This is a genomic window from Nocardia sp. XZ_19_231 (genome assembly GCF_015355705.1).
Lineage (GTDB): Bacteria > Actinomycetota > Actinomycetes > Mycobacteriales > Mycobacteriaceae > Nocardia > Nocardia salmonicida.
This window is the reverse complement of the sequence record NZ_JACUZI010000010.1, coordinates 1-12,042: the sequence shown is the minus strand read 5'-3', so window position 1 is coordinate 12,042 and position 12,042 is coordinate 1. Positions and strand designations below refer to the sequence as shown.

The following is a 12,042-nucleotide window of genomic DNA, read 5'->3' as shown; positions in this document are numbered from 1 at the left end:
TGCGGGTCCGACCTGGGGTGCAGCTGCCTACACTGGGCCGGTGCTGCTCTCCGATCGTGACATCAGGGCCGAGATCGCCGCGGGGCGGCTCGGCGTCGAACCGATGCTCGAGTCGATGGTTCAGCCGTCGAGTATCGACGTGCGTCTCGACGGGCTGTTCCGGGTGTTCGACAACAGTCGCTACACCCATATCGATCCGGCGCAGCAGCAGGACGAGCTGACCAGCCTGGTGGAGCCGAAGCCGGGGGAGCCGTTCGTGCTGCATCCGGGGGAGTTCGTGCTGGGGTCGACGCTCGAGGTGTGCTCGCTGCCCGACGATCTGGCTGGGCGGCTGGAGGGCAAGTCGAGTCTGGGGCGGCTCGGGCTGCTCACGCATTCGACGGCGGGTTTCATCGATCCGGGGTTCAGTGGGCACATCACCCTGGAGCTGTCGAACGTGGCGAATCTGCCGATCACGCTGTGGCCGGGGATGAAGATCGGGCAGCTGTGCCTGATCCGGTTGTCGAGCCCGGCCGAGCACCCGTACGGCAGTGCGAAAGCCGGGTCGAAGTACCAGAATCAGAGGGGGCCGACGCCGTCGCGGTCGTACCTCAATTTTCCCCTGTCGCCCGATTCTTTGAGCGCGGTCGAGACGCGCTGAGGGCCTGCCGCCACCGCGATACGCAGCACCAGCGACAGGGCGGGCAGGGTGTCGCCGCCACCGGACGGCGGGCGCACCCAGTGGCAACCCTCGCGGCTCCAGCGACCCAGATTGGTCGGCAGCATCACGGCGCTGCCGATGCCGGGGATATCGATGTCGAGCCCCGCGAGCTCGGCGGCCTCTTCCTCGGAGGGCCGGGCGTCGGGTGCGGCGAGCACGCTCCAGCGGATCTGACGTGCCAGCACCGGACCCTCACAGCGTTGCTCACGCAGCGCCATGAGCACCTTCTCGGCGCGCGTGGTCGGCAGATGCACCACGCAGAGCCGGTCGGTGATCGGCAGCATCACAAAGCCACCGCGCTCGCGGACGGGTAGCCGGAATTCGCGCTGGTAACACTGCACCCAGTCGTCGACAGTTCTGGCTTCCACGCTTCCAGAATCCCGCATACGAGAGGGCCTGACCACTGCCCCGCACCGCCCTTTCACTGCCTCTGGCAACCGATTCCGCGAACTTGTGGTGTGTCTCACTGTCACGCTCGTACTCTGGAGGGAGTTGTTCGTCGGATGAGGTGACGCCGTGGTCGGAGAGTGGACAGGGAGAGAGGCCAGAGCTCTTCGCGATGCCAAACGAATGAGCATCCGGGAGTTCGCGGCTCATCTCGGTGTGCACGAACGACTGGTGTCGAAATGGGAGGCCGGTGGGGTGCGGGTGCGCCCACGTCCGGTGAACCAGGCGGCGCTCGATACGTCACTGGCTCGCTCCGATGATGTTGTGCGCGCGCGATTCTCGACCCTGCTGGCGCCCGCGGGTGATGCTGACCTGCTCGCGTTCGTCGATGCGGGAACTGTTAAAGGTGCTGTCCCCGAGGTGTTGTCGGAGAGGGAGTTGATCATGGCGGCTGCGCACGAGGCCAGCGAACACGCGGCCGCCGCGGAGGGCACGAACGTGGGGGCGACGACGTTGGCCCAGCTCGACGCCGACGTCCGGCGCATCGCCAACGAATACGTTCATGCCGCACCGGCGCCGATGATGGTGGAGATGCTGCGGGTGCGCAGGCGGGTGTACCGACTACTCGACGGGCAGCAGAAGCCGGTCGACACCAGCCACCTATATCTGCTGGCCGGTACGTTGTCGGGGCTGTTGGCCAACGCGAGTACCGACCTCGGCTATCTCGATGCCGCGGGCGAACAGATCAGGGCCGCTTGGGCTTACGCGGAACTGAGCGGGCACAACGGGTTGCGTGCGTGGACCCGCGGCATGCACGCGCTGATCGAGAACTGGTCCGACCGGCCGCGCAACGCCGTCCAATTGGCCCGCAGCGGACAGGAATTCGCCGGCCCGGGGCTGGGGCGGGTGCGGTTGCTCAATATCGAGGCAAGGGTGTGGGCACGGCTCGGCAGCGATGCCGAGACCGACCGGTGCCTGCGCGCGGCCGAAGTGGCGGCCGGTGACCGTCGCGACGAGCTGCACGACGAGATCGGCGGGGTGTTCGGGTTCGGCCCACCCAAGGCCGCCTACTACGCGGGCGCCACCTGCATCCAGCTCGGCCGCGCCGAACAGGCACTTGCCGCTACCGAACGCGCCATCACCCTCTACTCGAGCGGCCCGCCGCTACAACGTTCCTACGGCGCCGAATCGCTGGCCCGCGTCGACAACGCGGCCGCCCACCTCATCAACGGCAGCATCGACGGCGCCGCCGACGCCTTACGTCCGGTCCTCGACCTTCCCGAGGACAAACGCATCGCCCAGCTGAGCGAGCGCCTCGTGGGCCTGCGCCGCCGCATCGCCGCCCCGACTTATCGCGACGCGGTGGAAGCGCGTGGACTCGACGAACGCATCGAAGAATTCTGTGTAGCGACCGCCGCGCTTGCCAGCCACCCGCGACCGTAGAGGGCTGTCACCAGGCACAAGGCGACCGTGCGACCAAATGAGGTTGCGCAGGATGGCAACATGGGACCGGTGAGTCCTCAATCGCCGCATGTGCCCCCGCGCGTTCTCGAGCAGTCGACCAAACTGCAGAACGTGGTCTACGAGATCCGTGGGCCGGTTCACGCGCAGGCAGCACGCCTGGAGGCCGAGGGCCACCGCATTCTCAAGCTCAACATCGGCAACCCGGCCCCCTTCGGGTTCGAGGCGCCCGATGTGATCATGCGCGACATCATCGCCGCTCTGCCCTATGCCCAGGGGTACTCCGAGTCCAAGGGCATCCTGTCGGCGCGGCGCGCGATCGTGACCCGCTACGAGCTGGTGCCCGGCTTCCCCGAGCTCGATGTGGACGACGTCTACCTCGGCAACGGGGTGTCCGAGCTGATCACCGTCACCATGCAGGCCCTGCTCGACAACGGCGACGAGGTGCTGATCCCGGCGCCCGACTACCCGCTGTGGACGGCCATGACCAGCCTGGCCGGCGGTACTCCGGTGCACTACCTGTGTGACGAGGAGAACGGCTGGCAGCCCGATATCGCCGATATCGAGTCGAAGATCACCGACAAGACCAAGGCCCTGTTGGTGATCAACCCGAACAATCCGACGGGTGCGGTGTACTCGACGGAGGTGTTGCAGCAGATCGTCGACCTGGCGCGCAAGCACCGGCTGTTGCTGCTGGCCGACGAGATCTACGACAAGATCCTCTACGACGACGCCAAGCACATCTCGCTGGCCTCGCTCGCCCCCGACCTGCTGTGCCTGACATTCAACGGCCTGTCGAAGGCGTATCGGGTGGCCGGTTACCGCTCGGGTTGGCTGGCGATCACCGGGCCCAAGGAGCACGCGGCCGGTTTCCTCGAGGGCATCGATCTGCTCGCGTCCTCGCGACTGTGCCCGAACGTGCCCGCTCAGCACGCCATCCAGGTGGCGCTCGGTGGACATCAGAGCATCGAGGATCTGATCCTGCCCGGCGGGCGGCTGCTCGAGCAGCGCGATGTGGCGTGGGAGCGGCTCAACATGATCCCGGGTGTGTCGTGCGTGAAGCCGCGTGGCGCGCTGTACGCGTTCCCGCGGTTGGATCCGAATGTGCACGAGATCCACGACGACGGAAAGCTCGTGCTGGATCTGCTGTTGCAGGAGAAGATCCTGATGGTGCAGGGGACCGGGTTCAACTGGCCTGCGAACGACCATCTGCGGATCGTGACGTTGCCGTGGGCGCGAGATCTGGCCGTGGCGATCGAGCGATTCGGCAACTTCCTGTCCAGCTACCGTCAGTAGCGATACAGTCGGCGCTCACTTGTAAGGGCTTTGACCAGTGAGTTTTCGGACCTCTGGCCAGGATGGGCATCCTGGTATCGCAGGGAAAACAGACTGTGAGTTCGGAATGTTGGATGTTATGAAGATCTACTAGTGCAAAAGTCCATCTTTTGTGTACAGTAGACCTCGGCGCTTCGGCGCCCTGGCCCGGTTGTCTACCCCCCCTGGACAACCGAGAGCCTTAAGGTATGCGCGCCTACCCCCCTGGGCGCCTACCTCCGGCGGCGGAGACACCCCCCTGCTCTCCGCCGCCGCACAAACCCGCCTCCCCGGGCCTAGGTCAGACCTAGGCTCGGGGAGGTTTTTGTCTGCGGCCGGGGGTCGGATTGGTGTTGCGAGGGTGTTATTGAAAACCGCAGCCTTTAAGCTCTGGGCGTGAGCGAGCATCATCACCATCATCACGACCATTCCGGGCCGATAGCCATCAGTGACACCGCGGCGAAGGTTGTTGTCGGGCTGTTGGCGATCATCGGGGTGGTGGTGTTGGTCGCGACGGTGTTTCTGTGGCCGAGCGCACAGCACGTCGAGATTCCGTTGCCGATGCAGACCATGTCCGGTGGGGCGGTGCAGACCGAGGCCGGAACCGTTGTCATGCAGGACATCGGGGCCTGCGGGAGCCCGTCGATCGGGAAGGTGTTCGAGGACAAGCCGGAACCGCCGCGGGTCGCCGCGTATACGTGTCAGCGCAGCATCATCGACATCAGGTCGGGGCCCGACGAGGGCAAGAAGACGCTGTTCGAGATCGCGCCGGGGCCGGGGCAGCCCGATCTGCAGGCGGGCGACAACATTCGGGTGGTGCGGGCCGCGGATCCGGCCGGAATCACCATGTACGGGTTCGAGGACTACGCGCGCGGGCTGCCGTTGACCTTGATCGTGCTCGCGTTCGTCGTGGTGATCTGTGTGGTCGCGCGGTGGCGGGGTTTCCGGGCGCTGGTCGGGTTGTGTTTCGCCTTCGGTGTGGTGGTGATGTTCCTGTTGCCCGCGCTGCTCGACGGGAAGTCGGCGATTCCGGTGGCGCTGGTGTCGGGGGCGCTGATTCTCTACGTGGTGCTCTATCTCGCGCACGGGGTGAATCTGCGGACCAGTTCGGCGTTGCTCGGGACGCTCGCATCGATGGTGCTGGCGGCGGTGCTGTCGTGGGTGGCGATCGAGGCCACCCATCTCACCGGGCTGTCCGAGGAACAGAACACCAACGTGGCCACCTACATTCAGCACGTGAGCATCACCGGGCTGCTGCTGGCGGGGTTCATCATCGGATCGCTCGGTGTGCTCAACGACGTGACCATCACGCAGGCTTCGGCGGCCTTCGAACTCGCCGCGCTCGACGAAGGCGCGACGCGGCGGGAGATCTTCACCGCGGCCATGCGGGTGGGGCGCGACCACATCGCCAGCACGGTCTACACGCTCGTGCTCGCCTATGCCGGTGGAGCGCTGCCGCTGCTGCTGCTGTTCAGCGTGGCAGGGCGGTCGATCACCGATGTGCTGACCGGAGACGCGGTGGCCATCGAGATCACACGATCGGCGGTGGGCGGTATCGCGCTGGCGTTGTCGGTGCCGTTGACGACGATGATCGCGGTGATGTTGGCACGGCCGTTCGGTGCGAAGCAGACCGCGGTGGCGCCCGCGCGGGCCAAGCACGCTCGGAACTGATCCTGTTCGGACGCCGGACCAGTTCGCGGAATTCGGTTCGGCGAGCTGGACGGTGTCCGGCAGGAGTTCGGGCTACTGACCGGCAGGTGGGAAGCCGGGGAGGAGCACCGGGGGCAGAGTGGGCAGCACCACCGGGGGCAGACCAGGGACCACAGTGAAGGTGTTGGGGCCCTGTGATGGTGGCGCGTCGGTGGTTTCCTCGACCCGGCGCGGATTGACCGGTGGCGCCGCGACGGTTTCGTGTTGGGCCTCGGTGGTCGCGGCCGGGGCCGCCGACGGGCCGACTGCGCTGGGGCGCGGGGGCGTGGTCGCGGGGACGGCCTGCGAACCATCGCTCGACGAACCGCGCTCGAGTACTTCGGGACCGTAGCCGAGGCCGAGCCCGATCGCGGCGACGACCACCAGCGAACTCACCGTCAGCACCGCCACATTCAGTTCGCGGCGGGAATGAGCCCGGTTGGTGAGTGCGCTGAGCGGGCGGCGGCCACGGGTGGGCGCGGTGAGCCAGGCAGGGGTCGTGTCGTCGTGTTCGTCCATCGGAACCGGCGCCGGAGCGGCGGGCGCCTGCTGGACCTGGGCGGGGCGGGCGAGCAGCGCGGCGCCGCGGGCGAGCGCGGTCTCCGGCTCGGCCGGCACGATCACCGGCACGCCGATCGTGCGCTCGAGCACGCGCGCGATCAACGGAATCCGGGCGCCACCACCGAGAACCATGACGGCCTGCACCGGATGCTGCGCGCGGATGATGACATCGCGGGTCATCCGGGCCGACGACTCGATGGCCAGCATCATCAGCGCTTCGAAGTTCTCCTGCGTGAGCAGAACCAGGCCCTGCTCGCTGGGCAACGCCACCGCATTGCTGTTGGACAGCTGCTCCTTGGCGGCCCGGCACAGCGCGTCGAGGGCGGCAAGGCCCGCAGGGTCGGCCGGATGCGCGATCCGGCCCGAGGCGATCTGCTGCTCTCTGATCAGCGAATCCAGGTAGTCGCCGCTGATGTCGCTGATCCGCTCGCACTGGTACACATCGCTGGTGCGGGCGTTGATCACGCTCACCGTGAGACCCGAACTGCCCAGGTCGTAGACGGCCAGCGTGGACACATCGCGCATATCGCTGGTGGCGTGGGCGAAGTGCACGGCGGCAACGGCTTCGGGCACGAGCTGGTAGTTGGTGAGCTGGCGTCGTGCCATCGCGGCGCGCACCGCCCTGGCCTGCGGCTCGCTGCGGAAGGTGATGGTGGTGGCGGCGATCTCGGGCGATGCGGCCAGTGTGGCGGCGATCGCGTCGGCGGCGGTCTCCTCGGCCCGCTGTTCGGGCATGGGGATCGATTGCTGGTCGAACGAATACGGCGGGACGGAACCGTGTGGGCCACCGTGCTGCGGACGCGCGAGGCGCACCGTCCCGGCCCCCACCGAAATTCCCAGAACCGAACTCATCCGCTGCCCATCTCGTCCGTGCTGCACGACATACGAGGACTGCGATAACGCGGACCGAAATCCGCTCCAGCCCCCGCTTGGCTCGTTACTCTACGGGGTGCCGAGTCCGGCGTATACCCACCCGGCCGCACGCCAGGTTGCGCTGTCCAAGCAGTTGCGACCGTCGATGATCGAACGGGACCGTACCACCGGGTCGAGGTCGGCCGGGGTCAATGCGGTGAATTCGTTCCACTCGGTAAGGACCAGCACCACGTCGGCGCGATCACACGCCTCCGAGACCGAGGTGGCGTAGTTCAACGTGGGGAACACGCGGCGCGAATTCTCCACGGCCTTGGGGTCGTACACGGTGACCACGGCACCGTGCAGCTGGATCATTCCCGCCACATTCAGGGCCGGTGAATCGCGCACATCGTCGGATTCGGGCTTGAAGGCCGCGCCGAGGACTGCCACGTTCGCACCCAGCAGGGAACCGCCGCAGGCGCGGGCGGCCATGTCGACGACCTTCGTGCGGCGGCGCATATTGATGTTGTCGACCTCGCGCAGGAACGCGACGGCGTGATCGGCGCCGAGTTCGCCCGAGCGTGCCATGAAGGCGCGGATGTCCTTGGGTAAGCAGCCGCCACCGAAACCGAGTCCGGCATTGAGGAATCGGCGGCCGATGCGGGCGTCGTAGCCGAGGGCGTCGGCCAGCATGGTGACGTCGGCGCCGGTGGCCTCACAGACCTCCGAGACGGCGTTGATGAACGAGATCTTCGTCGCCAGAAAGGCATTCGCCGAGACCTTCACCAGTTCGGCGGTGGCCAGGTCGGTGAGCAGGAAGGGGATCTCGGCGGCGATGAGGTCGGCGTAGATCTCGCGGATGTGCTCCTCTACCCAAGCCGAGCGTTCGCGAGCATGGTCGAGACCGAGTACGAGGCGATCGGGGCGCAGGGTGTCCTGAACCGCGAAACCCTCGCGCAAGAACTCAGGATTCCAGGCGACCTCGACGTCGACCTTCGCTTGCTCGCGGGCCCGAACGCCGAGGGCGGCGGCGGTTCCCACCGGCACCGTGGACTTGCCGACGATCATCGCCGGGCGTTCCAGCATCGGGGCGAGCGTATCCACCACCGCGTGCACGTATTTCAGATCGGCGCCGTACTCGCCCTTCTTCTGCGGTGTTCCGACACCGAGAAAGTGCACGTCGGCATGGGCCGCGGCATCTTCGTAGTCCGTGGTGAACCGTAGGCGGCCGGCGGCGAGGTTGCGTTGCAGCACTTCCTCGAGCCCCGGTTCGTAGAACGGCACCACACCATCGGCCAACTTGGCCACCTTGCCGGGATCGACGTCCACCCCGACCACGTCGTGTCCCAACTCGGCCATACACGCTGCATGCGTGGCCCCGAGGTACCCCGTTCCGAAGACTGTGCATCGCATAGTTCTGTTGGTAAGCGGTGCGCGTGGCTACGCCGCGTCAGCGAGGCAAGAGGGGGCGCAACATCTGGTGTACAGGGGGAAACGCCCGCGAGGGTGATCCGGGTGCGGGGCTCTCACCTGCGCAAATGAGAAAGTTGGTGGGTGCACGGTTCGGATCGTCGGTCTGCATTCGCAGCGAGCCGCTCGAGTGCGTGGGGGTTGGCATAATCGTGCGGGATCGCACGAATACGCCATCGCGGATGGAGCATTGACTATGCGTCGGGTCCTGTTCGCCACGGGTGGATTGCTGGTCGTGGTGTTGCTCGCGGTGGTCGCGCTGTGGCCGGTGTATGTCCGGCCGCGCACGGACGATCCGCAGGTCGCCGATGCGATTCTGATCCTCGGTGGGGCGCACGACGGCCGCGAACAACTAGGGCTGCGGTTGGCCGCGCAGGGGTACGCGCCGCGCATCCTGGTTTCCAACCCCTATGACCACAGTCCGATGGTGAATCGAATCTGCCACGGGGGCTACAGCTTCGAGGTGATCTGCTTCGACCCGAGTCCGCGCACGACCCTCGGTGAAGGCCGTGAACTGGCGCGCCTGGGTGCCGAGTGGGACCGCGTCATCGTGGTCACGTTCACTCCGCACGTCTCCCGCGCTCGCTACATCCTCGGAAAATGCTGGGACGGGGAGTTGCTGTTCGTCGATCCGGAGCCACATCTGTCGCCCGTGCGCTGGGCGTGGGACTACGTCTATCAGTCGGCGGGGTTCGTGAAGGCTTGGTTCGCCGAGTGCTGAGAGCGCCGTGATCGGCAATCGGGGACGCGAAAGGCCCCGCTCCGAAGAGCGGGGCCTGGCGGGGAAACTGGTGAGGAGGCCGATCAGTTGGCCGGAGCGGCCTGCGGAGCCGGAGCAGTGACTGCCTGCTGCTTTTCGGCCCACACCGAAGTGCCGTCCGCAGCCTGCATGACGTTCAGCAGTTCGATGCCGGCGACCATCATGGTCGGGCCACCGATAGCGATCATGCCGACGACGCCGCCGATGGCAGCGCCACCCACGATGCCACCCATGCACAGCGGAACCGAGAAGACACCGACGCCGACGATGCCGCCCGCGATGCAGCCCACGACCGCGCCGATGGCGGAACCGACGAAGGTGCCGATGGCGGTACCGATGCTGAACTTGCCGGCGAAGTCGTTGATCGCCTTCTGGTTCTCCTGCGCCGACGCGATCGGCGCCGCCTTCAGGACCGGCTTCACGCCGACCTGCTGGTTGGCGGCGATGTTGACGCCGGCAGGCTTCTCCGGGGTCAGCTCGAGCACGGTGGAGTCCTTGACGACCTCGGCCTTGGTCGGGACCTCCGCGCCGTTGAACGAGAACGCGATCGGCACGGCCACTACCACGTCACCGCGGGTGTCCTTGATCTCGGCGATCTTGGTCTTGGGGGCCTCAGGGGTCTCGCCGGCCTGCTCGACAATCGAGAAGGTGCCGTTCTTCACGGTGGCGACGACAGTCTTGTCGACGAGCTTGACCGAGTATTTGATGTCCTGCGGTGCCTCTTCGGCATGAGCAGTGCCCATGGCAACGGTCATCGCCCCGATAACCAGCGCGGCAGCCGCAGTGGTCCTACGGAAGTTCATTCAGGTTCCAATCCATCAGGTGTGGTGCGTAGTGCGATCGAGCGACACGCGAGACCCGTCAAGCAGGGCATCCCTATGAGATGTCCCCTACTTCTCCCCGAGCAGTGTGAAGACCGGCACAGCATGCAGAACAGCTGGAGCCTAATGTACTGAATCCCCTGAGGCCAGAAGGAATTTCGGTGGGCCTAGTAAGCCTGACCTTAGCTTCGCCGCAGTTCACGCACGGTTTACGGTGTTCAACAGTCGCTACGGGAACCCCGTGGCAAACAAATTTGTGATATTGCTCACAGGCAAACCACAGGTCAAGTCCCAGTAAACGAGGTCAGAGCGCAAAAGCCGATCCTATGGTGGACAGCGTTAGTTACTGGCCGGTAACTTAGTGGCGGTTACGATACGAGCAATCGGGCGAGGTCTCCTCGCTCAGAACCTCGTGTTGCCTCGAAAGAAAGGTCGCGACATGAATGCCCTGACTATCACGTTGGGCACGATTGGAGCTGTGCTCAGCCTGTTCTGTTGGGCGTCGTTTATCGGCGGCGCATGGAACATCGGCAAGGCAGTCACCATCGGCCAGACGGCCCCCGACCGTTGGCGACCGTTCTTCCCGCGGTTCAAGAACATGTTCATCGAGGTCGCGGCCCATACGCGGATGAACAAGTTCCGCACCGTCGGTTGGGCGCACTGGCTGGTCATGACCGGCTTCATCCTCGGCGCGATCCTGTGGTTCGAGGCCTACGGCCAGACCTTCGACGGCTCGTTCCACTGGCCGATCATCGGCAACTGGGCGATCTACCACCTCGTCGACGAGATTCTCGGCATCGGCACCGTGGTCGGTATCGGCGCGCTGATCATCATCCGCCAGCTGAACCACCCGCGGATTCCCGCGCGTCTGTCGCGTTTCAGCGGCTCCAAGATGGCCCCCGCCTATGTCATCGAGACGATCGTCTTGATGGAGGGCCTCGGCATGATCTTCGTCAAGGCGGGCAAGATCGCCACCTACGGACACGGGCACGCCGCCACCGACTTCTTCACCATGCAGATCGCGAAGCTGCTGCCCGCGAGCCCGACCATGGTGTCGATCTTCGCGTTCATCAAGCTGATGTCGGGCATGGCCTTCCTGTACCTGGTCGGCCGCAACATCACCTGGGGCGTGGCCTGGCACCGCTTCTCGGCCTTCTTCAACATCTACTTCAAGCGCAATGCCGACGGCAGCGTCGCGCTGGGTGCGGCCGCGCCGATGGTGTCCAACGGCAAGGTTCTCGACATGGAGAACGTCGACCCCGAGGTCGACACCCTGGGTGCGGGCCGCATGGAGGACTTCTCCTGGAAGGGCTGGCTCGACTTCTCCACCTGCACCGAGTGCGGTCGCTGCCAGTCGCAGTGCCCCGCCTGGAACACCGGTAAGCCGCTCTCGCCGAAGCTGCTGATCATGTCGCTGCGCGACCACGGTTACGCCGCCGCCCCGTACCTGCTGGCCGGTGGCCGCAAGGATGCCGGTGGCGACGAGGTCGGCCTGGTCGACGCCGACGGCAAGCCCGATGAGGCCGCGCTGGCCAAGATCCCCGAGGCCGCTCGTGCCGAGGCCGAGCGTCCGTTGGTCGGTGGCGAGGATGTCCACGGGATCATCGATCCCGAGGTGTTGTGGTCGTGCACGACCTGTGGTGCGTGTGTCGAGCAGTGCCCGGTCGATATCGAGCATGTCGATCACATCATCGATATGCGCCGCTACCAGGTATTGATCGAGTCGGAGTTCCCCTCCGAGCTCGCTGGTCTGTTCAAGAACCTGGAGAACAAGGGCAACCCGTGGGGTCAGAACTCCAAGGACCGCCTCAACTGGATCAAGGAAGTCGATTTCGACATCCCGGTCTTCGGTAAAGACGCTGACAGCTTCGACGGGTACGAGTACCTGTTCTGGGTCGGTTGTGCCGGTGCCTACGAGGACCGTGCGAAGAAGACCACCAAGGCCGTCGCCGAGTTGTTGGCGACCGCGGGCACGAAGTTCATGGTGTTGGGTGCGGAAGAGACCTGCACCGGTGACTCGGCTCGTC

General features: G+C 65.8%; 10 protein-coding genes. 6 read left to right on the top strand and 4 right to left on the bottom strand.

The features are described from left to right. Nucleotides 1–40 precede the first annotated feature (40 nt). Nucleotides 41–640, top strand: a complete 600-nt coding sequence (dcd, locus tag IBJ82_RS30130) for a dCTP deaminase (RefSeq protein ID WP_056823535.1) — start codon at nt 41–43, stop codon at nt 638–640. Here the strand turns inward: dcd and IBJ82_RS30125 are convergent. Continuing rightward, a complete protein-coding gene (locus IBJ82_RS30125) occupies nt 559–1,068 on the bottom strand; it encodes a hypothetical protein (RefSeq protein WP_370585544.1) in 510 nt (169 codons plus the stop codon). The two genes, dcd and IBJ82_RS30125, sit on opposite strands and share 82 nt — an antisense overlap. A 202-nt stretch (nt 1,069–1,270) precedes the next feature. Here IBJ82_RS30125 and IBJ82_RS30120 point away from each other — a divergent pair, with 202 nt between their 5' ends. From IBJ82_RS30120 to IBJ82_RS30110, 3 genes are all read left to right on the top strand, one after another. Further along, nucleotides 1,271–2,530 (top strand): DNA-binding transcriptional regulator, encoded by a 1,260-nt coding sequence (locus tag IBJ82_RS30120; RefSeq protein WP_082844197.1) that lies wholly within the window; start codon nt 1,271–1,273, stop codon nt 2,528–2,530. Nucleotides 2,531–2,590: 60 nt separating this feature from the next. Beyond that, nucleotides 2,591–3,844, top strand: coding sequence for a pyridoxal phosphate-dependent aminotransferase (locus IBJ82_RS30115; protein WP_062987837.1), 1,254 nt, complete (start codon nt 2,591–2,593; stop codon nt 3,842–3,844). A gap of 414 nt (nt 3,845–4,258) precedes the next feature. Beyond that, nucleotides 4,259–5,533, top strand: a complete 1,275-nt coding sequence (locus IBJ82_RS30110; protein WP_194829382.1) for a YibE/F family protein — start codon at nt 4,259–4,261, stop codon at nt 5,531–5,533. A 72-nt stretch (nt 5,534–5,605) separates the two neighbouring features. Here IBJ82_RS30110 and IBJ82_RS30105 read toward each other — a convergent pair whose 3' ends face one another. Then, nucleotides 5,606–6,964 (bottom strand): Hsp70 family protein, encoded by a 1,359-nt coding sequence (locus tag IBJ82_RS30105; protein WP_228537897.1) that lies wholly within the window; start codon nt 6,962–6,964, stop codon nt 5,606–5,608. A gap of 90 nt (nt 6,965–7,054) precedes the next feature. Further along, nucleotides 7,055–8,377, bottom strand: coding sequence for a UDP-glucose/GDP-mannose dehydrogenase family protein (locus IBJ82_RS30100; RefSeq protein ID WP_194829381.1), 1,323 nt, complete (start codon nt 8,375–8,377; stop codon nt 7,055–7,057). A 253-nt stretch (nt 8,378–8,630) separates the two neighbouring features. Between IBJ82_RS30100 and IBJ82_RS30095 the strand changes: the two genes are divergently transcribed. Then, a complete protein-coding gene (locus tag IBJ82_RS30095) occupies nt 8,631–9,155 on the top strand; it encodes a YdcF family protein (protein ID WP_194829380.1) in 525 nt (174 codons plus the stop codon). Between the two features lie 83 nt (nt 9,156–9,238). Here IBJ82_RS30095 and IBJ82_RS30090 read toward each other — a convergent pair whose 3' ends face one another. After that, nucleotides 9,239–9,997 (bottom strand): hypothetical protein, encoded by a 759-nt coding sequence (locus IBJ82_RS30090; RefSeq protein WP_228537896.1) that lies wholly within the window; start codon nt 9,995–9,997, stop codon nt 9,239–9,241. Between the two features lie 457 nt (nt 9,998–10,454). On the opposite strand from IBJ82_RS30090, the gene IBJ82_RS30085 reads away from it, so the two are divergent. Then, on the top strand, nt 10,455–12,042 hold a 1,588-nt coding region (locus IBJ82_RS30085), incomplete at its 3' end, for a (Fe-S)-binding protein (RefSeq protein WP_194829379.1).